Origin of the sequence: Sanguibacter gelidistatuariae (assembly GCF_900096585.1) — a bacterium.
GTDB lineage: Bacteria > Actinomycetota > Actinomycetes > Actinomycetales > Cellulomonadaceae > Sanguibacter > Sanguibacter gelidistatuariae.
Genome location: NZ_FMYH01000001.1, coordinates 176,500 through 203,051, shown reverse-complemented (window position 1 = coordinate 203,051; position 26,552 = coordinate 176,500). Strand labels below are relative to the sequence as shown.

The following is a 26,552-nucleotide window of genomic DNA, read 5'->3' as shown; positions in this document are numbered from 1 at the left end:
GTAGGACGATGCCATGAGTGCACGCCGCGAACCTGACCAGACCCCACCCACCGACGTGAGCCCGACGGGCGCCCCGCCAGCCCAGACCTCGCCCGATCCGAGGTCCCAGCAGGGTGACCGGCTGACTACCGCGCAGGGCCTGCGCGTCGACGACACCGACCACTCCCTCAAGGCGGGCCCGCGCGGGCCGGTCTTGCTCGAGGACCACCACCTGCGGGAGAAGATCACGCACTTCGACCACGAGCGCATCCCCGAGCGGGTGGTGCACGCGAGGGGCGCGGCGGCGCACGGGGTGTTCACCGCTTACGGCAACGCCTCCGCCATCACCAAGGCCGGCTTCCTGGCGACCGAGGGCCAGGAGACGGAGGTGTTCACGCGGTTCTCCACAGTCGTCGGCTCCCGCGGCTCGGCGGACACCGTGCGTGACGTGCGGGGCTTCTCGACGAAGTTCTACACCGAGGAGGGCACCTACGACCTCGTCGCCAACGTCATCCCGGTCTTCTTCATCCAGGACGCCATCAAGTTCCCCGACCTCATCCACGCGGTCAAGCCCCACCCGGACCGGGAGATCCCGCAGGCGCAGAGCGCCCACGACACGTTCTGGGACTTCGCCTCCCGCCACACCGAGACCCAGCACACGACCATCTGGTTCATGTCCGGGCGCGGGATCCCGGCGTCGTACCGGACGGTGGAAGGCTTCGGGGTGCACACCTTCCGGATGGAGAACGCCGAGGGGAAGACGTCGCTGGTGAAGATCCACTGGAAGCCGGTGGCCGGGGTGCACTCGATGGTGTGGGAGGAAGCCCAGCTCGCGCAGGGCGCCGACCCGGACTTCCACCGCCGCGACCTCGCCGACGCGATCGAACACGGTGCGTTCCCCGAGTGGGAGCTGGGCCTGCAGGTCATGCCCGACTCCGAGGATGAGATGTTCATGGGCATCGACCTGCTCGACCCGACCAAGCTCGTCCCCGAGGAGCTGTGCCCGGTGCAGAAGGTCGGGCGCCTGGTCCTCAACGCCAACCCGACCAACTACTTCGCCGAGACCGAGCAAGTCGCCTTCCACCCCGGCCACCTCGTGCCCGGCATCCAGGTGACCAACGACCCGCTGCTGCAGGGCCGGCTCTTCTCCTACCTCGACACCCAGATCACCCGGCTCGGCGGGCCGAACTTCGCCCAGCTCCCGATCAACCGCACACACGCCCCCGTCAACGACATGCTCCGCGACGGCATGCACCAGACGGCGATCCACGAGGGCCTGGGCACCTACCTGCCCAACACCCTGGCCGGCGGTCTCCCGACGGCGTCACCCGCTGCGCCCGGGGTGTTCGTCACCCTGCCGAAGCCGGTCGCCGGGGACAAGGTGAGGGAGAACCCGCTGAGCTTCGGTGACCACTTCACCCAGCCGCGGATGTTCTGGAACTCCCTGAGCCCCATCGAGCAGGCACACACCGCGGCCGCGTACGTCTTCGAGCTGGGCAAGTGCTACGAGCAGTCGGTGCGCGACCACCAGCTCCGCGCGCTCGCCAAGATCGACGCCGACCTCTGCGCGCGGGTCGCCGCCGGCCTCGGCGTCCCCGTGCCCGACGGCGAATCCGGCGACGCCTCACCCGGCGCCGGGGAGGGCCTCGGCGCGGGCGACGCGGACGGCGTGACCCGCACGGCTGCGATCTCCGAGGTCAAGGACGATCCCGGGCCGATCATCGGCCGGGTGATCGGGGTCTTTGCCGACGACGGGTCCGACGAGGAGGAGCTGTCCGTGCTGCGCACAGCGCTCAAGGCCGAGCAGGCGGACCTCAAGGTCATCGCCTCGCACCTGGGGACGCTGGGCGTGCAGCCGGTCGAACGCACCCCAGTCACCGCGCGCTCGATCGAGTTTGACGCGGTCGTGCTGGCGGACGGGCTCGCCGCGTCCCCGCTGGCTGCTCACCCCCGCACCCGGAGCATCCTCGAGGAGGCGTTCCGGCACGGGAAGGCGATCGTCGCGTGGGGTGACGGGGTCGAGGTGCTGGACGCGTACGGGATCGATACCTCCGCCGAGGGGGTGCTCACCGACACCGAGCTCACCCCCGACCTCACGCAGGGGTTGGTGCGGGCCGTGGGCCTGCACCGGGCGTGGGAGCGGCTGGCCGCGCTGGACGCGGCGGGCACCCAGGCCTGGTGAGGTCGCGGGCGCACCGGTGCGTGTCTCAGCACGCTCCGGTGCACCCGCTCCCCTAGGGCGTCACGCCGTGGTGCCGTCCGCGGGATCGACGGGCTTGCCCGCGGCGGACGAGGACCGGGTGAGCAGCACGACGGTCTCGGCGAGCACCTGCAGACGGCCGCTGATGCTGCGGGAGAGGGCGGGCTAGGGGGTGGTCATGGGGAAAGGGGGCCGGGAGGTTTTAGGGTGCGCTTGTCGAGCCGTGATCGGGCTCAGGGCGGGTCTGGGAGCAGGTGCGCTCACGTGCTCGTCGCGGTGCGGAGCCGACGACCGGCGCCTAGGTTGGAATGCGTGCCCCACGATCCGAACGACTCCTTCGTCCATGTCCGCGGAGCCAGCGAGCACAACCTCAAGAACATCGACGTCGACCTGCCACGGGACGCGATGGTCGCCTTCACCGGCGTCTCCGGCTCCGGCAAGTCCTCACTGGCCTTCGGGACGCTCTACGCCGAGGCACAGCGTCGCTACTTCGAGTCGGTGGCTCCATACGCCCGTCGGCTGCTGCAGCAGGTGGGCGCTCCCCACGTGCAGGAGATCACCGGGCTGCCGCCCGCCGTGGCGCTGCAGCAGCGACGTGGCGCCCCGACCTCCCGCTCGAGCGTGGGCACGCTGACCACCCTGTCCAACCTCGTGCGGATGCTCTACTCGCGCGCCGGGACCTACCCGGCCGGTGCGTCGCGCCTGGGGGCGGAGGCGTTCTCCCCGAACACCGCGGCCGGCGCCTGCCCGCGCTGCCAAGGGCTGGGCGAGGAGCACGACGTCAGCGAGGAGCTCCTGGTGCCGGACACGTCGCTGAGCATCCGCGAGGGCGCGATCGCCGCGTGGCCGGGGGCGTGGCAGGGAGCCAACCTGCGCAGCATCGTGGCCGGGCTGGGGATCGACGTCGATGCTCCGTGGCGCTCGCTGACGGCGAAGGACCGCGAGTGGCTGCTGTTCACCGACGAGCAGCCCAAGGTGCTCATCAAGCCCGAGCGGGACCGCATCGACCATGGGTACTACGGGCTGTTCTGGAGCGCCCGCGCGCACGTCCACCACGTCCTGGCCACCTCCAAGAGCCAGATGATGCGAGACAAGGCGATGCGCTTCGTCCGCAGCGCCGCGTGCTCGCTCTGCCACGGCACCGGACTGCGGGCGGACTCCCTGACGGTCACCTTTCGGGGCCTGAGCATCGCCGAGACCAACGCGTTGTCGTTCGTGGAGCTGCGGGCTCTGCTCCGTCCGGTAGCCGAGCTCACCGAGGTGGGTGCGGCGACGTCGTCGGCCGATTCCGGCGAGGCGACCGAGGTGGCGGTGCGCCTGTGCACCGACCTCGTGGAGCGGATCCAGGTGCTGCTCGACCTGGGGCTGGGGTACCTCTCGTTGGGGCGCACCTCCACGACCCTCTCGCCCGGGGAGGCCCAGCGCCTGCGCATCGCCACCCAGCTGCGCTCGGGGCTCTTCGGGGTCGTGTACGTGCTCGACGAGCCCTCGGCGGGGCTGCACCCGGCCGACGCCAAGCCGCTTCTCGACGTGCTCGACGTGCTCAAGGGCGCGGGCAACTCGCTGTTCGTCGTCGAGCATGACCTGGACATCGTGCGTCGCGCGGACTGGGTCGTCGACATCGGCCCCGGAGCCGGCGAGCACGGGGGACAGGTGCTCTACTCCGGGCCGATCGCCGGTCTTGAGCACGTCGAGGCGTCGGTCACCGGGAAGTACCTCTTCGGCCGCGCGGAACCGCTCGAGCGACCCCAGCGCACACCCCACGGGTGGCTGCACCTGCACGGGATCAGCCGGCACAACCTCTCCGGGGTCTCGGTCGAGGTGCCGCTGGGCGTGCTGACGGCGGTGACCGGGGTGTCCGGGTCGGGCAAGTCGACGCTGGTCACCCAGGTGCTCGCCGAGCTGGTGCGCCGCCACCTCGGCCAAGCGCCCGACGACGCGGAGGATAGCGAGCTCGAGATCGACGTCGACGACGCGACCGGGCTGGAGGCCTTCGACCGGCTGGTGCGCGTCGACCAGCGCCCGATCGGCCGCACGCCGCGTTCCAACCTGGCGACCTACACGGGCCTCTTCGACGCGGTGCGCAAGCTCTACGCCGCGACCCCCGAGGCCCGCGAACGGGGCTACGGAGCCGGGCGTTTCTCCTTCAACGTCGCCGAAGGACGCTGCGAGACCTGCCAGGGGGAGGGCTCCGTCTCGGTCGAGCTGCTCTTCCTGCCCGGCACGTACGCACCGTGCCCCACCTGCCACGGAGCGCGCTACAACGCCGAGACGCTGGAGATCGTCTACCGCGGCAAGACCATCGCCGAGGTGCTCGGACTCTCCGTCGACGAGGCTGCCGACTTCCTGGCGGACCTGCCGGCCGCCGCGCGCAGCCTGACGACGCTGCGCGAGGTGGGGCTGGGCTACCTGCGCCTGGGCCAGCCCGCTACCGAGCTCAGCGGCGGGGAGGCCCAGCGGATCAAGCTGGCCACCGAGCTGCAGCGCGCCCGCCGCGGGCACGCGCTGTACCTGCTCGACGAGCCGACGGCGGGGTTGCACCCGGCTGATATCGCGCTGTTGCTGCGCCAGCTGCACCGGTTGGTGGACGCCGGGAACACCGTGGTGCTGGTGGAGCACGATCTCGACACGATCGTGAGCGCGGACTGGGTGATCGATCTGGGGCCTGGGGGTGGGGACCACGGGGGGCAAGTGGTGGCTACGGGGACGCCTGAGGAGGTGGCTCGGGTGGAGGGGAGTGTTACAGCGCCGTATCTGGCGGCGCGGCTAGTGTCGCACTCGGAGGGGCGGTAGGGGCGGTAGGGGCGGTAGGGGCGGGTCGCGTCACCGGTGGCTTGAAGCCATGCGGACCACGTTGTCCGACTACCTCCGCACGCCCAGGCGCCGGGTCAGCCGCCTCCGCCGCACCGCGGTCGCCCGTGCCATCCGCGGATCCAACAGCATCGAGGGCTACGACGTCGAGCTCGACGAGGCCGACGCCGCGATCGACGGCGAGGAGCCGATCAGCGCGGACGAGCGAACCTTCGCCGAGATCAGGGGCTACCGCCAGGCACTCGGTTTTGTCCTGGCCACCGCGGCCGACGAGTACTTCACCCTGGACTCCTCGGTGCTGCGCAGCATGCACTTCATGCTGGGCTCCCATGCCCTCGACAAGAGCCCGGGTCAGTACCGACGCGGTGAGATCTTTGTCCACGACGACAAGCTCAACCGCAACGTCTACGAGGGGCCGGCGGCTTCGGAAGTTCCTGGAATGGTCGACGAGCTCGTCTCCGTGCTCGCGATCCGGTCCGGAGAGGACCCGTTCGTCCAGGCCGCGATGGCTCACCTCAACCTCGTGATGATCCATCCCTTCCGCGACGGCAACGGCCGGATGGCCCGCGCGCTGCACACCCTGGTGCTCACCCGTGCTGGGCTCAGCGCACCCGAGCTGTCGAGCATCGAGGAGTGGCTCGGGCGCAACACCGACGACTACTACCAGGTGCTGGCGCGCACGAGCGCGGGGGTGTGGAGCCCGGAGCAGGACGCCCATCTCTGGCTCAAGTTCTGCCTGCGAGCTCACCACTTCCAGGCGCAGACCGTCCAGATCCGCATGGCGCGTGCGGCCGTCGTCTGGGAGATGCTCGACGACGTAGCTCGCCTCCACAAGCTTCCCGAGCGGACCCTGGACCTGCTGTTCTCCGCCGTGGTCGGGTTCCGCGTGCGGCGATCGACGTACGTGCGCACGGCCGAGATCGACGAGCGCTCGGCAACTCGGGACTTCAAACGTTTGGCCGACGCCGGGCTGCTGCGGGCGGTGGGGGAGACGAAGGGCAGGTACTACGTGGCGGGCGAGGGGCTGGACGAGATCGTCGCAGTGCGGCGAGGGAGCGACGAGCTGGTGGAGCCGTATCCGGGGTTCCGGGGGGTGCTGTACGCGTAGGCCGGTCGCTCCGTCAGCTCGCGGGCGCGACCGGAGCTGCTCTTCCTGCCCGGCACGAATGCACCGTGCCCCACCTGCCACGGAGCCCGCTACAACGCCGAAACCCTCGAGGTCACGTACCGCGGCAAGACCATCGCCGACGTGCTCACCCTGTCCGTCGACGAGGCCCAGCGGATCATGCCGGCAACCGAACTGCAGCGTGCCCGCCGCGGGCACGCGCTGTACCTGCTCGACGAGCCCACCGCAGGGCTGCGCCCCGCCGACTTCGACACGATCGTCAGCGCGGACCAGGGAGCCGCGTGGTGGCTACGGGGACGCCGGAAGAGGTTGCTCGGGTGGGGGAGAGCGCAACGGCGCCGTACTTGGCGGCGCGGCGGTCATCGCACTTGGAGGGGCGGTAGGGGCAGCTCGAGTCCCCGCTGGCGGGGAAGGGCGGGGTGAGTGGCTAGGCGCTCCAATTACCGACCCAGGGCAGGGAGTTCAGTAAGGCACCAAGCAGACACCAACTAGATCAAGGTGGATGCCTGATGACTGGTAGAGCGATGAGATCTGCTGATGGACCTTCTGAGACACGGTGCCCCCTTTGTAGTGGGCGGGGACCAACATGACCAGCCAGTCAGCAGAGTCGCATGCCGCCGCCGCCAAGGTAGCGGTCAAGGAACCGTTGTTGGCCAGAGCACGCCCAGCCTGCACACTCACCACCAACCTCATTGTGCGGGACTCGAGATCCAGCTCGTTCGAGCTGAACGAGCTGCCCGAGAACACTGACAGATCGTCAGGAGGAGAAAGGCAGTCCTGTAGTGCCGTGACGAGTCGCGACCGGAGGAGACCGCCCTCCGGAGACTCGGTCCCGCGAAGATACGGCGCGGATCGGACAAGTTGAGTGACAAGACTGCCGACCGTGTTGGGCGGTGGCGGGTCGGCAAGCGCGGGTCGGATCCAAGTGTGCATACCCCGAAGCTTGCCAGCTCGCCGAAGGCCCTACAGGGGCGACTCGCCATCTGGAGGAATCTGGACAGGGCCCCGTGTTGGGGGATACTCGACGGGCGAGTGCGCAGCGTGACAGGAATCAAGTTCGGCAGCCCGCGATCTTTCGTCAACGCAGCGTCGGATCAGCGCCGCGACGACGACGGCCGAGCCGTGCTGTGTCGCCGTCGTTATCAAGATGTCAGCCTCGCCGCCTACGCTAGCCCGAGAGATTGAGTCGTGTCCGAGTTCAGGGCCGTCGGTATGAGATCCTGGTGGAGGATCCGAAGGAGATGGTGGAAGTGACCGAAGAGCGAGTGGCCCCGTCAGCTGCACGGTTAACCGAGTCGTTGCGCGACATTGGGTACGACACGCCCACTGCGATCGCCGACCTCATCGACAACGCGATCGCCGCTGGTGCACGTGAGGTTCACGTGGATTTCGAGTTTCACGGCCGTGACTCAGCAATCGTCGTCAGCGATGACGGCGAGGGGATGCCGATCAACGGCCTCCACGAGGCGCTCCGCTTCGGCAGCCGTCGCGACTACAAACCGGGCGAACTCGGTCGATTCGGTCTTGGCCTGAAGACCGCCTCCTTTTCTCAGTGCCGTCGGCTCACCGTACTCTCCAAGTATCGGAGAGGTCGAGGGTCCGTCAATCGGAGAACCCTCGATCTCGATCTCGTGGCGGCGCGTGACGAGTGGTTGATCCACGAAGGCCAAGCCAGCGCGGTTGTCCGCGAACGTGATGCGCAGCTCGGTGCTACGGGCAGTGGCACAACTGTTGTACTGGAGAATCTCGACAGGGTGCTAAATGAACGAACGGCGAACTCCGGCGTAGGAAAGCGACGCTTGAAGAACGCCTCAACTAAAGTCGCAGAGCATCTTTCAGTAGTCTTTCACCGGTATCTTTCTGGGAGCGCCGCCGCCGGGAAGGTCAACATAATCGTGGACGGGCAGAAACTGAAAGCTTGGGATCCGTTTGCGTCCACCTGTGAGCAAACACAGCTCCTACCTGGGCAGGTCTTCAGTATCACGGTTGATGGAACTGCTCACGACGTTCGTGTCCAGCGGTATGTGCTGCCTGCAAAGAATGAATTCGATACAGTCGAAGAATTTGACGCACTTTCTGGCCCGCTGAAATGGAATCGACAGCAAGGCCTATACTTCTACCGCGTGGATCGCCTCGTCCAGTTCGGTGGCTGGAGCGGATTGCGCGGCTTGGATGAGCACACCAAACTTGCGCGTGCTTCGATTGACTTTCCCACGGAGCTTGACGTCGCGTTCCAGCTCAATGTTGCGAAGATGAAGATCAACCTACCGCCCGAGATACGCCCCATGCTCGAAAAACCCATTCAAGAGCTCTGCATACATGCGGGTGAGCGGTACCGACGGGCAGGAGGAGAGGATCGGGTGCATTCCACCAAGAAGTCGGCCGGCGAAACGGACTTGCTGGCCGTCGGAGTTGCACTCCGAGCCGCAGCACTCCGATCTGGTGGATTAGAGAGCCTTGAAAAGACGCTGAAGCTTCTCAAGGAGACGTCCCCCAGTATTTACCGAAACTTGGGGCTAATGTAGTGGCCAACAGCTAATTCTTGGTAGCGCCTGGGTGGCCTAGGCTAGGGCGTGTCTCCTATATGTGTCGGGTGCGTGCGCGATGATCGTGGGGTGACGTCATCCCGGTTCCAATCGCTGTCCGATGCCCAGTGGGAGCTGATCGCGCCGTTGCTGCCGTCGAACGCGGGGCGGCGTGGGCATCCGTTCTGGGATGACCGGGGCAAGGTCGAGGCCATCGTCTACCGGTATCGCACGGGGATTCCGTGGCGGGATCTGCCTCGTGAACAGTTCGGGCCGTGGCAGACGGTGTGGAAGCGGCACCGCAGGTATGCCGAGGACGGCACCTGGGACAAGGTGCTGGCCGCGTTGCTGGCCCGCGCGGACGCCGACGGGAAGATCGACTGGACGGTGAGTGTGGACGCCACGATCAACCGGGCTCATCAGCACGCGACGAACACCACGCGCCCCGAGCAGGACACAGGGGGCGAGGTCGAATCACACGAATCTGCCCGAGGGGTTCGTCCCCAGCCCGCTGGGCGGGACGCGTGAACCCGCAGGTCACGGCATCGGCCGTTCCCGTGGCGGGCTGAGCACCAAGATCCACCACGTCGTCGACGGACGCGGGCGGCCGCTGGCCGCGGTCATCACCGGTGGGCAACGCAATGACGGGGCGATGCTCGAAGAGGTCCTGGCCGACATCCGCGTCCCACGCGCGGGCGCCGGGCGCCCCCGCACCCGTCCAGACGCGGTTCTGGCCGACCGGGCATACGCCACCGGACCCGTGCGCCGGCACCTGCGCACGCGCAGAATCACGGCGGTCATCCCGGAGAAGAAGGACTCGGTCGCGGCCCGCAAAAGCAAAGGATCCGCGGGCGGTCGCCCACCCGCCTTCGACGCCGAGACCTACAAGCGGCGCAACGTCGTCGAACGCTCCTTCGCCCTGACCAAACAATGGCGAGGACTGGCGACCCGCTACGACAAGCTCGCCATCACCTACCGAGCCGCCGTCGTCCTCTCCGCCTGCATCACCTGGACTCGCCTATAGGAGACATGCCCTAGTCGGTAGCGAGGGAGTGCAGCGCTGCGTAGGCACAGGTCCTGACTAGCGGGCACACTGAACACTCCGGATCCTTGGTCGAGCAAATTGACCTCCCGATCTCCAACAGTGCGACGTGTGCATTTCGACTGGGTCTGCCAAATCCGATCAAGCGCGCCACCGCGAGTCGGCCGTCGCTATTCTTGTTCTTCGCACGGCTAAGGTCATTCGCATATCGAGAAGCAACTCGCAAGATCGCTTGGTTGACGATGACCGGCAGCTCATCATCGTCTGTGATCGCGGAATCGCCAGCCAGAGTTGCCAGATCTCCCACTCCCGACGGCAGGGCGCCATCCAAGACTGCTTGATCCAAGGCGACCAGACTGACCGACTCAGCGTCCGCGAGGATTAGACTCTCAGCAATACGAATCAGCTGTTCAGCAGCGCTCTGCCGGTTAATCCAGTTGGCCACCAGAATGAGTGCATCTTTGGCGCTGAGGGTGTCCGCCGGCTCGCGCCAGTCCCGTACTACCGGCCAAAGCGCCTCCCGAACGAGCTGACTGGAGCGTTCGAGCAGAAGCTCGCCGACCACGACCTGCCACCGCGTGGCGCCCTTGAGCCACGGCATTGAAACCCGGACGGTAGTGCGCCACCAAGCGTCGAGTAGAGCCGCCGTATCCTCACGACTGAGGCCTGCAGGGTGACTGCTGCGTATCGCAGCTGCAACTGCGCCACCAATCGCCTCCCCAAGACGTGGTGGTACTGCGTTTCCGATTTGCTTGAATGCGGCCGTGGGCGTGCCGGCGAATCGGAAATGGTCAGGGAACGTCTGGATCCGCGCGGCTTCTCGAACGGTGATTGTCCGATTCTGCTCCGGATGAATGTACCAATAGCCATCCTTGGCTATGTGCGCTGTGATCGTCCGCGAAACAGAGTCATAATCCAATCGCTTATACTTGTCATCGAAAATGTCAGACCTGTATCGCCGCAGTTCCGCAGGTAGGTCCGAGTATCGCGTCGTATTGTCCATCAAGTCGAACGCGACCAAGTCGTCCTCTCGTACTGGTCGGGTGACGTGATCGTATATGCGCCCTGCATGAGTCCTAGGAACTCTCGCACGCATCTCTCGCTGGAACGGATCGATAGCTCCAGAATAGGTCTGAAATCCCGCGCGATTCTCCGCAATGTGCCAGCCACCCTGGACCGAGGGGAGGTCCGAGATAGCTTGACGAAGAGTCACAGGGCGCTCGACAGGTTCTGGCCAAACAAACTCCAGATTATGGCGCAGTGCCACCAGAATGAGTCGCTGTCGATGTTGTGGTACACCATAGTCGGATGTCTGGACTATCCTGGTGGACACGGAATATCCGAGGTGCTCCAAGTCGAGCGCCATGCTCCGGAGGATGAACATTTCGCGGTCTAGTGCCATATCGGGGACGTTCTCCATGATGACCGCCCTCGGCATCGAGAGGCGGACTACCTCTAAGTAGGACCGCCATAGATCCCTACGCGCATCGATGGGATCTCTTAGGCCCTCGCGTACGCGATGACGGATCCCTGATCTACCTGCCTTCGAGAAGGGTTGGCACGGGGGGCCTCCAGCCAAGACATCGATCCTCGACTCTCGCAGGAGCGCTGCGACCTCTTCGACGACGCCGACTTCGCTGAGATCCCAATCGACGCTGAGACCAGCGAAGTGATGGGCGTGGGTGGCGTTTGCCTCGGAGTAGTGGTCTGCGCCGAAGACCACGCGCATACCCGCCGCTTCTAGGCCGTAGCTGAGGCCCCCAGCGCCTGAGAAGAGGTCGGCTACAAGCAGTCTGTCCGGTTGGTCTCGTCGCAGACGCGCACACAACAGTGCGAATCCCTCCGCATCGCTAACGTGCTCCGGATGATGGGACAGGCGGAGCGCGATGCTTCGGACTTGCTTGGTGGCCGAGTGGCTGGTGTCAGGATCCATTGTCAGGCAAGTCTACCGGGCGGCTGCGCAGCATGGATCCCTCCGTACCGTGCGAGCCCGGAGCATTGTGGGCTGACTCAAGCGACGCTGAGAGGCATCGTAGCCTCGACGGCTGCCAGAAATACGGCATTGACTATATCGTCAAGTTGCTGGTCTGAGAGGGCGCCAAGTGCTGTGGTGCCGTATCGACGACGCAAGCGTTTCATCGCGTCCCGCATGATGTCCTGGGCGCTTCCACCGTTGCGCTCATCGGCACGATTTAGGTCTCGCATCCATGAAGCGATCCTGCGCGCAACGCGCGGATCGCCCCCAATGGTCGGACGCTCAAAAATGGCGACGTAGTTGTCTTCGCCCAGAACGCCGGCCAGATCGGTGCCGAGCGAATATCCACGGATCCAAAGGCGGCGAAACGCGTTCCGAGGATCGCCGATCCAGCGTTTCCAAGTGGCGGACTGCGTCCCGTCATCGCTAAGGCGGGCAGGGAATCTCCAAGCAGTAACGTCAGGCATCACCTTTAAGGAAAGGAATGACCAGACATCTTCAGTCATAGCCTCGGACGGCACAATTTCCATAAGGTCTACCAGAAGCCTTGCGACGTCTTGATCGAACCCGACGTAGCCCCCTTTGCCTTGGAGTTCCGGAAAGCCGTGGCGGATCGCAACGTCGAGGATTGCCACCCTGATCATTTCTAGCCGACTGCGGCTTACATGTTCGATGCTCAGCGGGTAGAAAGCTGCGTGAACGATATCGAAATCAACATAGGATGCGAGCTCACGGACAGTCAGCAACTGGTATTCGCTGACAAGCTTTTGCGCCCGACTGCGATCAAGGCGTGGATAGGAAAGGTGTGTCACTTGTTCACCACCGATTGGAGTCGAGCGTCTAGGCGAGTGGGATCTTCTCTGTGAGCGGACCGGGCAAGATTGATATCCGAGTAGTCAAGCATGTGTAATAGCATTTGCAGCGTGTGGCCGATGCTTCCGATCCCATAATCGATCTCCATTGAAAATGTGTCGATGTCGAAGGCGGCACGAATTAGCTGCCGGTATACATCGCTTGTCATGATCTTGACCAGGGCGCCGCCAGCGGAATCATCATCGAGTATTGATTTGGCTATCACGCTGTTCTCGTTTAGCCAAAGTCGCATTGCGCTATCCGACGGTGCATCCAGCGCGTCTTCGTCAATGTGGAGCTCAAGCCACCAGTGCGCGTTCGGAAAGCCATTGTCGAGTGCTGAGAAGTCCGCCTTTGCTGTCGGGAATCGAGCAGCATCACCTTCAAGCAAAATGGAGTGCTTAGTAGTCCATAGAATAGCGCCCGGCAGTGTCGGCGAAAGTGGATCGATGGGTCCGGAACCGGGATTTAAAAGCACTAGGTGAAGTGAGAGCGTCAGGATCCCACCAAGTGGCGCGCCGTCGAGTGTGAGTCGGGTAGCAGTCGTATCCGCCATAATTGGTACTGGTATCGAGGCGCCCCTGCTCTGAGTCGCCAGGCACTGCCAAGCGATTGTTGCGCCTAACTGTGCATCGTTTGCTAGACGGAGATGGAGCCGTACTTGGTCGTACGGAATCGTGACGGTCGCTCCGATGTTCAGGACTTGGTGATAGCTCCAGTCTGGGAGGGCTTCGGGATCGACAGATGGCAGTGCCGAGCCGCAGCTAACGACCCAGCGTTCAAATATCACTGCTTCATTGGGAATCGTGAGATAAGGAAAGGTCGAAGCGACAGCTGCCATCAGCGCTTCACCTGCTCGATGCCGAGCGCGACGGAAGTATTAGGTGGGGGTGCAACAAGAACACGGTGCTCGCCGCCCAACACGTCGCTGAGTGCTACTTCATCGGCGGCTGAGATGAGGGTTTCTCCTCGGAACCAGCCGAGTATCTCGGGGCCACTTGCGCCGATCGGAGGGTCGACCTCTGGTCGCCCGTCATCGAGCAGGACCTGAGCGATTGCACGGAGTAGCTCCCCCGACGCAGTGAAGTCGGGCCCAGTCTGCACCGTGAAGGGGAATGAGATAGTTAAACCGCGTCCGTCATGTTGCAGTACCGGCGGAGCCGACATCGTAACGCGGTATGTCTTGGGCGCGGACGGTCTGGGTCGAGAAGTTGAGGTCCTTGAGCGCTTATACTCTGCGCCGGTTCCGAGAGCCGAACTCAGTGCGGAACCGAGAGCGCGAGAGACGGCAGTGACCCCCCCCTGGTCCTCGGAGGCGGACGGAGGGGGAGTTCCCCTGGATATTTCCCTAAAGCGTTCACCGATATGCTTGAGAGCGATTCGAACCGGGTTGCGAGCGCGGGCCTCAAGCTCTAGGTTTTGGGGATTCCAGTCGTCATGTGCGACGGGTTCTGATTGTGCGAAAGCCTCATCATTTGATGGATGTGCCAAGAATACGCCACGAACCCTGTATCGCGACGTGTCGCTGATCGGGAGATACTTCACGACGAAGCGCGGTTCGCGCATTAGAGCGATCTCTGATGAGTCCTTCTCGGTCCCGATGATGGTGCGATCCTCTTGCGTATAGCTTAAGGTGCCCAGCCGCTTGTTCTCCTTTAGCCGGGTTCCCACTATGGGCTCTACCGTGAAGGGGTGGGTATTGCGTGGTGGCTCCCCGTCTCGCGAGCTATTCGCCAGCAAGTAGGCAGCGACGAATGGTCCAAGATACGAATCGTTCTGAGGTGGTACGATCTGCAATTCGTTGCCGTTGACAACGAATGAGAACTTGATAGATGGACCTGAACCTGCGTCCACCATGTGTGGCCAAGCCCAACGCCGCGCCGCTTCGCTTATCTGGGCGACGATCTTTTCATCAGTATCGGCGGGTTTGTCGGTGGAATCTGCAAAGCGAAGGGCGGGGTCGATTACCGTGATCGACGTTCCCAGCTCCTCTGCTCTTAGAGGCGTAATCCCGAGATCTATGGCTAGTGCGCGCGCAGGCGCACCCACGATCGGCTCTACGATTTCAGAGTCCGTGTTCCCCCACCAGTGTCTTCCGGTGTGGAGGATGCCGCTGTGTCTGTAGGAGTCGTCTGACACACACATCGCGATGAGTCGTGGAGTGACGAAGCCCTCATGCATGGTCTGTGTGTAGACGACGCATGTCGCGGCGCTGCTAGCCGTGAAAAGCACTCCCTTTCCGAGCCCATAAGTGCCGCCTGCATAGCCTTTCTTGCGAGCACGCCCGATATTGCGTACGAAGTCAACAAAATGCGTATTTCCGCTGGAGGGATCTGCAATATCTGCGCGGGTGGGACCGCCGAGTCCTCGTGTCTTGTGGTCAGTGACAGTCAAGATCCGCGTTGCGCGCGAGTCCAAGGACGCACGAAGTGTTCCTGCAACGGCTGGGTCTGCTGGATGCTCCCGGAAGATGGTGTCCCGCAGTAGCTCGGAGCGTCTAGGGTCTAGTCGCGCCGCATTGACGGTGAACTCGATAGCGTCACCTGTCCGCGCATCCCAACTGTTCTGGAGAGTCTCACGTAGGAAGAGCTGCCAGAACGGGACATGGGACTTGCCCATTGCGCGTTTTGTGACGCGGGCGTCTGCCGCGCCCGTAGCCGCGAATCTCTCGCTGTATACGCCGATTTTGGTCATTGACCAAGGACCTTTACAGCGGTCGAGGTGGATGAGTTGGATAAGGGTGTGGCGCCATCTAGAGCAATCACGTATTCAAGCTGCATGATTGCGCTTAACGCTTCCTGAGATGAGAACATTGTCGGGACGATCTTGGGGAAGTCGTCATCTACGGCGTATGTCTTGGAATCTACGGTCGCGAATCGCCGCTCCCGGTACAGGTCTTCATCTGCCCAGCGGACGCCCACTTCGGCAAGCAGCTCCCACAGCCGGGCGGCTGACGTTCCGGCTGAGATGAGCCGGCCAATCGCCCCCGGCAGGGTGTCGCCAGATGGACTAGCGCTCATGACCTCGAGGTGAAGGTGAAGTGGTCCGCCCAGTGGCGGCTCGAGCTGAGTCAGACCGTTGACGTGCACTTTGAGGAACGAGGCATGTGTCGTCGCTTTGACCTCGAGGGCCCCTGCGGGTCCAGTGAAGTCGTGAGGCTCGCCGAGTGGTCCCCGCCAGGCATCAAGTGCGCGTTGGGGGCCCCACTGCGCACAGAGCGATTCGAGAACGTGAAGCTCGGCCAGAAGTCCGACGACTCCTTCGTCTGTGAGAAGTCCCCTTGACGTTGTAGCGAACAGGTGCTGCCAAGACGAGAGCACTGTCGCGCAGGTCTTCACGGGTTGGGTCGAATCGATGGCGAGTGCCTCAAGGAGACTGGTGCCCAGATGTGTGAATGGTTGAGCGACCTCCGTGGCCGTGCATCGGACCACAACGACGCGGCTGGTCGTTCCGGTGAAGGACCCTGGGTGAGTCGTAACCTTCACGCCCCAACTGCGTTCGTCGGTCCAGACCGGTTCATCATCGTCTATCGGGATGATAAGTACTGGGAGGTCTTCGGCATCCACTGCAACCGCAACGATCCCGGCAGCCGTCTTTACGTCTGTGTCACGGAGAGTGAACTGAGTCGGCTGTGAGGTGGCACGAAGCCAGGCGAGATGGCTCTCCATGTTGCTCATGCTTCGACCTCCCCCGCTGCATCGATTGCGTTGATCTCAGCCGCTTCGTCGGCCGGATCCTCAATGATCAAGCCGCTAAGATCTGCGCTTTTGTAGGCCACGCTTGAATTCTGCACCGTCGCGTCCGGGAAGAAGATTGTGATTCCCACCATGTGATCAACTGCATTGAGCGGGAATCGAGCATTCTTGGCAAGGGTTTGCGTAGCTGAGTTTTCGTCCCAGTTGCGGGGGGTCGACGTGGAGTCTATGGGATAGATGCACAGTAGTCCGGTCCCGTGGTTGTCTTCTGCGCGTAGCTGCCGATATGCGGTGTCGTGTCGCGCGAAGCCGACACCCTCTGGCGTGATGGCGAGATCCTTGAACCGTGCGCTGATCTCTTCACTGGTGTAGGAAACGTCAGCAATGCGGTCTCTGGTGGAGGCGATCGACTTCAGGTTCGCCTGTCCGGGCCGTGAGTACCCCATTCGGGATCGAGTGATTGTGTGAATTAGGTCTGTGAGTCCCAAGTCGATCGTAGGCATCTCGGCATCGCCTTCGACTATCACAATGTTCCAACTTGTCAGCGCCCCGCTCGGATTCTCGTTCCGGATGTAACTGGTGAGAAGCCGCGAGGTCATTGAAACCGCGCCCTCGTGGAACTTGTACGACTTCAAGAAAGTATCGACTGTCTTCACAGGAACGTTGCGGAAACCTTTTCTGCCGCTCGGGAAGTGCACGAGCCTAGGTTCTCCTCCCGCTGCGGCGAACAAGTCGCGCGTAGCATCGACGTTTGCTCGCAGCCAGTCCGCATCCAAATGGTTGAAGAGGATGGTTTGAACTCGTTTTCCGTCGTAGGACATCTGTGAGTCGATTGCGCTTCGCATCTTCGCAGCGGCAGTGATGGCCATGGATGGATGTGTCCGGATCCGGACCGCGGTATCGGCAGGTGAACGGGACTCATGCGCGTACGATTCAATCTGATCGCGAATCTCGGACTCGACGAGTGACAAGTCTGCAAACCACCGCTGGAGTTCCTCGAGCATCCAAATTCTGACAAGATCTTCGTACCCTTCCCGATACCCGAACCAGCGTCCCATCTGGAGCAGGGTGTCATAGGCGGAAGCAGAGCGCACGAAGTAGCTTGATGTGAGCCCTTCCAGTGTGAGTCCTCTGGAAAGTGTGTTCCCACCGATTACGATTGCAGTAGTTGGCTCGTCGGCTGCGTACGAGAGCCGATCTGTCGACAGGTAGTTGTCGCACACGACCCGTGTCGCCCTAGCGGCCTCGAGGACATCGGCTCGGATGTCCTCGAACGACTCGGGTACGGGCTGATGTGCGCGGAGGCATTCGGCTTCCCAGAGGTTCGCCAGCCGGTCCCAGGCGTTCCCATCGTCTCGCTCTAGCGCGGCGATGAGATTAGTCAGCCATGCTTGGACTGATGTGCCCAGTCGCAAGTGCGCCCGTGCGAGCATCGACGTGTGGATGAGCATGGTTGAGTGGCGGTTTCCCGTGCCACGCCGTCGCCGAGTTCCAGTGGCAAGAAGGAACCATGAGAGTGCGTCATTGAGCGCCGCTGGGACCTTCGGGTCCCAGTTGTCAATCGTGGCTGCGGACTTGGGACGTACTATTACTGCTTCGTCCTCAGAGATGTCTCGGATAATATCTAGACCGGTCTTGTCGTTATACTCGTAGTCCAGTCCCTCCGGACCGCCGAATATTTTCTCTGACCCAAAGTAATTGGCCGGCCTAGGAAGCGAGACGAGGAAGTCGCGCGGGTATAGGTCATCCTCCAGTGCGGGATCAATGAGAAGGTTGGCGAAGGGGGTGGCGGTATAGGCGACATACGCGGACTTCGGCGCTTTCAGAATGCGGCGGATCTGTTTGTTGATGGCTGACGTTCGGCCCTTGCTCCCGACGTCGATGCTTGCTTGGTCGGCCTCGTCGTCGATGACGATCATCGGGAATTGCCGAAGCGTGGCCCCAGCTTGCTCGAGCCAGTTGGCGAGCTTCCTGAGGACGGCCGTATTCTTCTTAACCACGATAACGACACCGGTGCCGTGGTTTCCTGTTTGGGAGTTCAGCTCAAAGCCCGGATAGGAGAAGTCCTTGTATATGTCGGTAGGCGCGATGAACTTGCCCTCGTCAAGCAGTGAGGTGAAGTGGTCGACCCGACCTTGCGTCTGAGCGCGTAGGTTTTCGGTAATGCCAGACATTACGACGAAGACTCGGTAGCCTGCATCAAAGGCTTTGGCCATTACTGATATGAAGCTTGTTGTCTTACCGCTTTGGACGTACCCCAAGACTAGCCCACGAACCAGAAAATCGTCTCCGCGTGGAGGGCGGAGAAGTGAAACGATTCGCGTGGAGGCTGCGTCAACTGCTTCTGTTGCGTCATCCTGAATGGTTGCCCTTAAGAACTCTTCGTAGCGCGGCCAAGCGTGATCTTTGCTGCTCGGGCCGAGATACCACTGACCTGTTTCGATCACGTTCTGGGTCAGGCTGGCCGGATCCTGAACTGAGACGTTCTTGTTGAGTTCTACTTGGACGTGCTCGCGCACCGCGGACTTGACATCGTCATCAATTGCCGCCCACGGCGCGTCGAGGACCTCGGCAAGTGCCGCATCAACGGATTTTCCAAGTGCCAGATAGTTTCGGACGTGGTCGGAGATGTTCCGAACCAAGTCATGATCGACAGTGGCCACTTCGCTCCCTTGGTGCCCGTGCGGGCTCTATTTCAGCCTTGCTTCGACGTCACTTCTGCGTGAGCTGCGCGTGCTGACACCTCTGAGGAACGTGAACCTGCACTTCCTCCGGCTCTGCTGTGTCGGTCTGCAGCAACTGTGGTCCGAAGCTTAGCCACTGCTGCGACCATCTTGGGGCGGATCGCCCAGATGAGGCTCTCGGATGAGCGTGGATGAGGGTGAAAAATGGAGTACCGAGGCCTGGGGTCGACCTGCTACCCGACGGTCAGGCGCACAGCGTTCGACTGGTGAATCCGGGCTGGTTCGCCTAGATCGTTTCTGGCCAGGTGGTCGAGGGCTTGATGCCTTGGTCGCCGCGATCAGTCGCTAGCCGGGTGGTTGGTTCGTGGACTGTGCTGGCCGGACAGTCTTGGTTCGATGGTTGGCGAGAGTCGCCCCCGAATTCCCGCAGCTGCATTCGATGGGAGTTCGTGTTCCCAGACGCGGACGACCGTCCAACCGTGATCCCTGAGCATGTCGTTGGTATCGACGTCGCGGGCGCGGTTCGATGCGAGTTTCTGACGCCACCACTCAGCGTTCGCCCGCGGTATGGTGCCGTGCTCGGGGCAGCCGTGCCAGAAGCATCCGTCCACGAAGACGGCCACCTTCTGCCGGGTGAAGGCGATATCGATCGTACGGCGACGTTGTCCTGGCACGGGGTACGCGACTCGGTAGCGGAGGCCTTGGGCATGAAGGAGTTTCCGTAGGGCAATCTCGGGCGCCGTGTCACGTCGTCGAGCGCGACTCATCCGTAGCGAGACGGCAGCGGACGAAGAGCCGGGGTGAGCGGGGACTGACTGTGGCGATGCTCGCAGCGGTCCGGCGCTCTGAGCGCCATCGGCGAATCCCTGGCTCATTCAGCCAGGCTCTCACGTCGCACCTCCGGCCAACAGCGGGTGCGCCTTAGACCTCCACACGATGTGAAGGCGCACCAAACGTCGCCCAAGTCACCTGCGCGCGTCTCGCCCACTTTGTCAGCACCTCCCGGCATCATTGGCGCATGACGCCTCAGGTCCTCACGCGCGGCGCGAACGCGCCCCTTGCTGCCACCATCAACCGGGTCCGGGTGGTCATCGGCTGGTCCGACGACTCCGTCGACGTGGATGCCTCGGCGCTGCTGCTCACCGCGGACGGGAAGGTGCGCGGGGACGAGGACTTCGTCTTCTACAACCAGCCCGTCTCGACCTGCGGGGCCGTGCAGCACCTGGGCCGCGCGGCCGGGGACATCGGCGCGGAGGAGCGGCTCTCCCTCGACCTGGAAGACCTGCACGAGGACGTCGAGACGATCGCTATCGCGGCGAGCCTGGGCGAGGGGACCTTCGGGCGGCTCGACGGGCTGCGGCTCATGGTGCTCGATGAGACGGGTGCGCCGCTGATCAGCTTCGACATCGCCGAGGCGACCACCGAGACGGCCTTCGTCTTCGGTGAGGTGTACCGGCGCGCTGGGGCGTGGAAGGTGCGCGCGGTCGGGCAGGGCTGGGACAGCGGGCTGGTCGGGTTGGCCACGGACTTCGGGGTGAGCGTCGACGACGAGCCCGAGGTGCCGGAGGCCGAGCCGCCGACGCTCGTCGTGGACGCTGCCGCCGGCGATGCGGACTTCGTGCCGGTGGAGGGCATTGGCGACGACAGCAGTGACTACCTCGTCGAGGTCGTCGAGGTCACAACGCCTGAAGTCACGATGCCTGAGGTGACACTCTCCGAGCCCGCCGACAACCCCGCTGCATCCGAGTCCCCAGCTCCCGACGCGGCTCCCAACCCACCCGAGGACGCCCCGGCGGCCGACCTGCCCGGCCAGGCTCCGGCGTCGGGCAGGGACGTGCCCGTGCAGCCGGTGAGCGCAGCGCCGGTGCGGCGCGCGGGGGTGCGGACCAAGAAGCAGCGGGCCGTCGTGGTGCCGCCTGTGCTCAAGCTGGCTGGGGACGAGGCGTGGGTGCCGGCGCGGCTGTTCTCGGTGTCGGGGGTGGGGACCGCCGACGAGCAGGAGAAGCGTGCGACGTCGGCGCTGCTCGCCACGATGATGGGCGTGCGGCCGTTCGCGCGGGCGGTCAGCGCGCACTTCGGGGCGCCGGCCGGCGCGGTGGAGACCTACCTCGAGGTGCCGTTCACACACGGGGACCGCAAGGTGTTCCCGGACGGGGTCATCCGCATCGCCCGCGGCGGGAAGGTGTGGACCGCGCTGCTCGAGGTGAAGACCGGGTCCGGGCAACTGCGCACCGAGCAGGTCGAGCAGTACCTCGACGTCGCACGGGTCAAGGGGTACGACGCCGTCGTCACGCTCTCCAACGAGATCGCCCCCGGGACCGGTGAGCACCCGGTGAGCGTCGACGCGCGCAAGACCAAGTCCGTCACGCTCTACCACCTGTCCTGGGCGGAGGTGCTGCACGAGGCGCGGATGGTGCTCACCCACCGCGGCGTCGCCGACCCGATGCAGGCCTGGGTGCTCGCCGAGCTCATCCGCTACCTCGAGCACCCACGCTCGGGCGCGACCGGCTTCGACGACATGGGGTCGAGCTGGGTGCTTGTGCGCGAGGCGGTCGCGGCCGGGACGCTGCGCGCGGGGGACTCCAAGGTGCCGACCGTGGCGAACTCGTGGATCCGGCTGGTCCGCCAGCTGTGCCTGCGGCTGACCGCCGAGCTCGGGGTGCCAGTCACGCACGTCATGCCGCGGCAGCTCGCCGGCGACCCGGCCGCGCGGGCGAGGGCCGCCGTCGAGCAGCTGGCCTCGGAGGGGACGATGAGCGCCACGCTCAAGGTGCCCGGTGCGGCCGGGCCGCTCACCGTCGTGGCCGACCTGCGGATCTCCAAGGTGCGGGTGAGCGCGTCGGTGCGCGCCCCGCAGGAGGGCGGGGCGCAACGCCGGATCTCCTGGCTGCTGCGCCAGCTGGCCGGCGCGCCGGACGACACGCTGGTCGACGTGCACTACGCCGGCGTCGCGCAGGACACCTGCGAGCGGCTGGGGGACGTGCGGGAGTCGGTCGGGACGCTCGTGTCCGAGCGGGCCGGCGACGTGACGAGCTTCGAAATCACGACGGTCGCGCCGCTGGGGACGAAGCGGTCCGGGTTGAAGGGGGCGTTCATTCCTTCTGTTATTGGTGCGACTGAGGCGTTTTACTCTGCCGTGTTGCAGCCGGTGCGGGGGTGGGTGCCGCCGGCGCCGAAGCTGGCGTCTGGTGGGGTGGGGGAAGAGTCGGGGACGATCGGGGAGAGCTTGGTTCTGGACCGCGGTTGATGATGGGTCTGCTGCACGGATAGGAGCATCAGTGGTCGTCACCCGGCTGGCCGCGGACCTGGGCCGTGAGTTCCCTGATCAGCGCGGTTGGTCACGCACCAACCTGCTCTACATGCGCAAGGCCGCAGAGGTCTGGCCGACGGAGTCAGCAATCGTCCAACAAGCTGTTGGACGATTGCCGTGGGGTCACGTGACTGTCCTGCTCAACCGCCTCGACACCCGTGCCGAACGCGACTGGTATGCCGAACGTGCCGCCGAGGGCGGCTGGACCCGCAACGTCCTTGAGCATCACATCAAGGCTGGGCTGCGGGCCAGCCTGGGCGCAGCCCGGACGAACTTCGCCACCGCCCTGGACTCGCCCGACTCTGAGCTGGCCCAGCAGCTGGTCAAGGACCCCTACGTGTTTGAGCACCTGGGGCTCGTGGAGCAGCAGAGCGAACGGGACATCGAGCAGGCCCTGATGGACCGTCTGCAGGCCACTCTTCTTGAGCTTGGCCGCAGCATGGCGTTCATCGGCCGCCAGGTGCGTCTGGTGGTCCCTGACGGCACCGGCACAGACGTCGACGAGTTCTACGTCGACATGCTCTTCTTCCACGTCGAGCAGCTGCGTTACGTGGTCGTCGAGCTCAAAGTCGGCCGCTTCGAACCAGCTCACTTGGGCCAGCTGGGCACCTACGTGGCGATCGTCGACGATCAGTACCGCCGCACAGGCATCCATGCCCCGACCGTCGGCATCCTGCTGTGCACGGGCAAGAACGGATCCACCGTGCGCTACTCCCTCGCCTTCACGTCCGCCCCGATCGCGGTTGCCGACTACTCGGGGCTGCCGGCCGACGCCCGTGCTGGCCTGCCGTCGACGGAAGAGCTCAACGCGATCATCGACGCCGAGCTAGAAGGGCGACCGCCGCTCGATGGCGGATGAGTCTCGGGGGCTCGTCCACAGTCCGGCCTCCAGGCACGTCGTGGTCGTGGTGCGATAGCCGCCGGCCGGGCGCCCAGGCCGACCGGCCGACGTCGGGCAGGTTGGGCGCAGCGGCGCCTTGACGCGGACGGGGGCATGCTGGGAACACAGGCCCGGCGTGGCCGGGCCTGATCTCTGCGGGGTGAGCGTGATGGCGATCGTGGTCGGAGTGGACGGTTCGATGGTGAGCGCGGCCGCGTTGCGGTGGGCGGCGCGCGAGGCAGGGGTGCGGGAAGACTCGCTGTGGATCGTCCACGTGCGCGCCCCCGGCCGGTCCCGGATCCCGTTCGGCGACGGACCGCTCATGGAGCCCGACGACGCCGCGCACTACGGCGCTCAGCTGCTCGAGGAGGCCGCGCGGATCGCCAGGTCCGAGGCGCCGGACATCGACATCGACGTGCAGGGCGTCACCGGGCAGGTGGCCACGACGCTGCTCGAGGCGGCCGAGGAAGCCGCGCTCGTCGTCGTCGGGCGTAGCGGGCACGGGACGCTGGGGACGATCTTCCTCGGCTCGGTCAGCCTGCGCGTGGCCGTGCACGCGAGCTGCCCGGTCGTCGTCGTCCCGGTGACCTCCGACGCGCACTCCGCGCACGTGGTCGCCGGGATCGCGGTCGAGGCGCCGGGGGCACGGCAAGTGCTGAGCTTCGCGCTCGACGAGGCGGTGCGGCGGTCGTGCCGGCTCACGGTGGTCGCCGCCTACTCGATCCCCTTCGCCCAGGCGCTCCGGCGCGACCCGTCGGTGTACGGGCCCTACGACCCGATCAACCACGCGGTGACCGCGGCCTCGGTCGCGGCGCTGCTGGCCCATGTGCGCGAGGAGCGGCACGCGTCCCTGGAGATCGACACCCTGGTGGTCGGTGAGGATCCGGCGGGGGCGATCACGCTCACCGGGCGCGGGGCGCAGCTGACGGTGGTGGGATCGCGTGGGCACGGGACGGTCGCGGGGCCGGTGCTCGGGTCGGTGTCCCAGGCGGTGCTGCGGCATGCGGGGCATCCGGTGGTGGTGGTGCCGGCGGGGGAGTCGCATCTCGCCTGAGATGTGATGTGTCGTGATCGGACATGTTCCTGGCCGAGAGCACCTGCCAGCAGTGGAACGGCGTCGTTCCGGCTACTCGAAGCCGTTGATCTGGCTGGCCACGTAGACCATGAACGCTGTGAAGGCGAGTGCGATCACGATCGCGACGATCACGAGGATCAGCAGGACCCGGAACGCCTTGGCCACGAATCTCCGGACGCGCGAAGACTCCAGGCGCGCCTCCCGCCGGGCGGCCTCCTCGTCGATGTAGTTGCTGTACCAGCCGGGCGGCGGAATGCTCATATCGTAGATATCGGCCACTGTGTGGGTGGCCTGAAGTCTGGGGGCCGTGGAACTTCAGGTGATCGCGCAGCGCTTCCCAGACGGGGCGCTTGGCACCGTGATCGAAGTTCGGGTCCGGCGGGGGTGTTGGGGTGAAGTGCGACTGTCAGCGGCGGGCGGCTCGCGCGGAGAAGGCCTCGACGGCGTCGAGCACGGCACTGGCCTCCCACACGCGGTGGCGCATTCCGGTGCCGATCTGGGTGAGGACCCCGTCGTCGACCAGCCGATCGATGGCGGCCTGAGCATTGGCTGTGCTGACGCCCAAGACGCTCGTGGCCAGGTGGGAGTCGATGACCGGCCGCGTCATGACCAGGTCCGCGAGCCGCCAGGCGGCGGCCCCGCGACGGGCCGTGATGACCTCGTTCCACTCGGTCCGCGCGGTGGTGATGTCTTGGACGAGCTGGCGGGAGTTTGCGATCGCGGGGAAGGCAGCCTCGGCGATGGCCAGGACGATCGGGACCACGTCGCCGCCCCGGTAGGACTCGAGCGCGGCGAAATAGCGCTGGGTGTCCCCAAGCAGGCCCGCGGACACCGGCACCAGGGTGCGGGTGGTGAGGCCGCCGGCGCGGAGCATCGCATGCAGGAGCGCGCGGCCGGTGCGTCCGTTGCCGTCGGTGAAAGGGTGGAGGTTCTCGAACTGTGCGTGGGCGACGGCTGCCTGCGCCAGCACGGAGAGGTCGTCACGCGCGATGAACGCGGTGAGGTCCGCCATCGCGGACGGGAGGTGTCGGTGGTGCGGGGCGACGTAGTCCGCGCCGTGTGGGCCGCGTTGTGAACCGCCGATCCAGACCTGTTCGGTGCGGAGCTCGCCGGCATGGGATGGGTCGTGCGAGCCGAGCAGCGCTCGGTGCATGGCGAGGATGGCTTGCGTGTCCAGGTGGGCGGCGGCGTCGAGCGCGCTGGTCATCGCGGTGACGTTGCTGACGATCTCGTCGGCGTTGGCCCGGCCGGTGCGTCCGAGCTCGGACAGGGCGATCGCCTTCGCGGAGGAGGTGAGGTTCTCGATCTGGGACGAGCTCGCGGACTCGGTTCGTAGGATCAGAGCGGCGAAGGAGACCCGGTCGCTGGCGGCCTCGCCGTCGAACCTGGCGATCTCGGCGCTGGCTTCCTCGACAACTGCGGTCGTCTCGGGTGGGAGGACGGGGCTGAGGCCGGCGATGGGCACGGGAACCGAGGCGCGGTAGGGGCCGCGGAAGGCGCTCGAGCCGCGGCGCGGCCCGAAGCCCGCATCGGGCGGCTCCCAGGGGAGGTCCTCGACGGCGAACGCAGGCCAGCTGGAGGTGTGTGGCACCGGTGGGCGGTCGGGGCTCTCCGAGGTCATGACGCAATCTTATGCACGGATGTTGCAACAAACAATAATAAGGACGCGCGTTTCTATCGGATCAGCGCGGGTTGGGTGAGTCTCCCCGAAGAACCGCAGCGCCTGCTCCGACTCTCCCGGACCGGGACCTACCGCGTGCGCGCCGAGTCCATCCCGGCCTTGATCTGGCGGGTCAACGTGTCCAGGTCCGGACCCTCGGCGATCCACTTCAGGTGCACCTGTCGTCCCGGAGTGACGAGGGTGATGCTGTGTCCGCCCGCGTCCTTGCCCTGCTCGAAGGACGAGATCGCCTGGTACGCGACCGACTCCAGCTCGAAGTTCGCGAGCTTCTTCGCATAGAAGACGACACGCCTGTCGGTGGCGATCAAGACTCCCTTGCGGACGGTGCTCATCCGCAGGACCGTGGTCCGATAGGCCCCTTGAGCGGCGCCGAGGATCGTTTCCCCTGGCTCCAGGTGGGGGCGGGCGAGTTCAACGAGCTGCTTGAGCTTGGACATGTGGGTGCCCTCTTCGTCGGCGGGCTGGCAGGTCCAGCATCTCGAGTCGGCCTCGGCGTGGTGACGAGGTGGGTCAATGGGGACTCGGAACCGCCGGGGCGCGCGCGAAGTGCGAGCGAGTGGCCAGTGGGGCCGGTGGAACTCGACGACCGACCCCGCCAGGCTCTCGGTTTCTACACACCCCGTGGAGTCTTCGAACGCCTACTCGTCCAGGGCGACGTTACTCAAAACGCGTCCGTTCAACGTCCGGCTTGTGGGCGGGCTGACTGAACACGTCGCG

18 protein-coding genes and 1 pseudogene are annotated in these 26,552 nt (G+C 64.9%); 9 read left to right on the top strand and 10 right to left on the bottom strand.

Annotated elements, in window-relative coordinates; genetic code table 11:
- Positions 1 to 13 precede the first annotated feature (13 nt).
- From BLQ50_RS00955 to BLQ50_RS00930, 6 genes and pseudogenes are all read left to right on the top strand, one after another.
- Positions 14 to 2,161, top strand: a complete 2,148-nt coding sequence (locus BLQ50_RS00955) for a catalase (RefSeq protein ID WP_093180520.1) — start codon at positions 14 to 16, stop codon at positions 2,159 to 2,161.
- 330 nt (positions 2,162 to 2,491) lie between these two features.
- Positions 2,492 to 4,972: an excinuclease ABC subunit UvrA gene (gene uvrA / locus BLQ50_RS00950; protein WP_093180519.1), complete on the top strand. Its 2,481-nt coding sequence runs from the start codon at positions 2,492 to 2,494 to the stop codon at positions 4,970 to 4,972.
- A gap of 49 nt (positions 4,973 to 5,021) precedes the next feature.
- Entirely contained in the window at positions 5,022 to 6,098 is a 1,077-nt protein-coding gene (locus BLQ50_RS00945; protein ID WP_093180517.1) for a Fic family protein, read from the top strand.
- Positions 6,099 to 6,131: 33 nt separating this feature from the next.
- Positions 6,132 to 6,499: pseudogene (locus tag BLQ50_RS19310) on the top strand (ABC transporter); the annotation flags it as partial.
- Positions 6,500 to 7,339: 840 nt separating this feature from the next.
- Positions 7,340 to 8,641, top strand: a complete 1,302-nt coding sequence (locus BLQ50_RS00935; RefSeq protein WP_217629063.1) for an ATP-binding protein — start codon at positions 7,340 to 7,342, stop codon at positions 8,639 to 8,641.
- A gap of 90 nt (positions 8,642 to 8,731) precedes the next feature.
- A protein-coding gene (locus BLQ50_RS00930) for an IS5 family transposase (protein WP_217629062.1) occupies positions 8,732 to 9,665 on the top strand; the annotation gives its coding sequence in 2 pieces (ribosomal slippage) (positions 8,732 to 9,100 and positions 9,102 to 9,665; 933 coding nt in all).
- 10 nt (positions 9,666 to 9,675) lie between these two features.
- On the opposite strand, the gene BLQ50_RS00925 is transcribed toward BLQ50_RS00930, so the two are convergent.
- From BLQ50_RS00925 to BLQ50_RS00905, 7 genes are all read right to left on the bottom strand, one after another.
- The gene (locus tag BLQ50_RS00925; RefSeq protein ID WP_093180514.1) at positions 9,676 to 11,616 is read right to left on the bottom strand and encodes a DNA cytosine methyltransferase; all 1,941 of its coding nucleotides are present in this window, start codon (positions 11,614 to 11,616) and stop codon (positions 9,676 to 9,678) included.
- Positions 11,617 to 11,693: 77 nt separating this feature from the next.
- Positions 11,694 to 12,470, bottom strand: a complete 777-nt coding sequence (locus BLQ50_RS18185) for a DUF6339 family protein (protein ID WP_139185663.1) — start codon at positions 12,468 to 12,470, stop codon at positions 11,694 to 11,696.
- Positions 12,467 to 13,351 carry a hypothetical protein gene (locus tag BLQ50_RS18180; protein WP_139185661.1) on the bottom strand — a complete coding sequence of 295 codons (885 nt, stop codon included), beginning with the start codon at positions 13,349 to 13,351 and terminating at the stop codon, positions 12,467 to 12,469. The genes BLQ50_RS18185 and BLQ50_RS18180 overlap by 4 nt, the downstream gene beginning before the upstream one ends.
- The gene (locus tag BLQ50_RS18175; protein ID WP_139185659.1) at positions 13,351 to 15,204 is read right to left on the bottom strand and encodes a hypothetical protein; all 1,854 of its coding nucleotides are present in this window, start codon (positions 15,202 to 15,204) and stop codon (positions 13,351 to 13,353) included. The genes BLQ50_RS18180 and BLQ50_RS18175 overlap by 1 nt, the downstream gene beginning before the upstream one ends.
- Positions 15,201 to 16,187 (bottom strand): PD-(D/E)XK motif protein, encoded by a 987-nt coding sequence (locus tag BLQ50_RS00915; protein WP_093180510.1) that lies wholly within the window; start codon positions 16,185 to 16,187, stop codon positions 15,201 to 15,203. Before BLQ50_RS00915 ends, BLQ50_RS18175 begins: the two co-directional genes overlap by 4 nt.
- Positions 16,184 to 18,868, bottom strand: coding sequence for a Z1 domain-containing protein (locus BLQ50_RS00910; protein ID WP_139185657.1), 2,685 nt, complete (start codon positions 18,866 to 18,868; stop codon positions 16,184 to 16,186). The genes BLQ50_RS00915 and BLQ50_RS00910 overlap by 4 nt, the downstream gene beginning before the upstream one ends.
- Positions 18,869 to 19,227: 359 nt before the next feature.
- Positions 19,228 to 19,764: a very short patch repair endonuclease gene (locus BLQ50_RS00905; RefSeq protein WP_342672035.1), complete on the bottom strand. Its 537-nt coding sequence runs from the start codon at positions 19,762 to 19,764 to the stop codon at positions 19,228 to 19,230.
- Positions 19,765 to 19,907: 143 nt separating this feature from the next.
- On the opposite strand from BLQ50_RS00905, the gene BLQ50_RS00900 reads away from it, so the two are divergent.
- The 3 genes from BLQ50_RS00900 (at position 19,908) to BLQ50_RS00890 (ending at position 24,133) form a co-directional block, all read left to right on the top strand.
- On the top strand, positions 19,908 to 22,136 hold the full coding sequence (locus BLQ50_RS00900; protein ID WP_093180505.1) for a TerD family protein: 2,229 nt from the start codon (positions 19,908 to 19,910) through the stop codon (positions 22,134 to 22,136).
- A 31-nt stretch (positions 22,137 to 22,167) separates the two neighbouring features.
- Positions 22,168 to 23,058 (top strand): PDDEXK nuclease domain-containing protein, encoded by an 891-nt coding sequence (locus BLQ50_RS00895; RefSeq protein WP_245700817.1) that lies wholly within the window; start codon positions 22,168 to 22,170, stop codon positions 23,056 to 23,058.
- 190 nt (positions 23,059 to 23,248) lie between these two features.
- A complete protein-coding gene (locus BLQ50_RS00890; protein ID WP_093180502.1) occupies positions 23,249 to 24,133 on the top strand; it encodes a universal stress protein in 885 nt (294 codons plus the stop codon).
- Positions 24,134 to 24,205: 72 nt separating this feature from the next.
- Here BLQ50_RS00890 and BLQ50_RS00885 read toward each other — a convergent pair whose 3' ends face one another.
- The 3 genes from BLQ50_RS00885 to BLQ50_RS00875 form a co-directional block, all read right to left on the bottom strand.
- Positions 24,206 to 24,415, bottom strand: a complete 210-nt coding sequence (locus BLQ50_RS00885) for a hypothetical protein (protein ID WP_093180501.1) — start codon at positions 24,413 to 24,415, stop codon at positions 24,206 to 24,208.
- Between the two features lie 145 nt (positions 24,416 to 24,560).
- Positions 24,561 to 25,775, bottom strand: coding sequence for a Fic family protein (locus tag BLQ50_RS00880; RefSeq protein WP_093180499.1), 1,215 nt, complete (start codon positions 25,773 to 25,775; stop codon positions 24,561 to 24,563).
- A 128-nt stretch (positions 25,776 to 25,903) separates the two neighbouring features.
- A complete protein-coding gene (locus BLQ50_RS00875; protein ID WP_093180498.1) occupies positions 25,904 to 26,272 on the bottom strand; it encodes a PH domain-containing protein in 369 nt (122 codons plus the stop codon).
- Positions 26,273 to 26,552 lie beyond the last annotated feature (280 nt).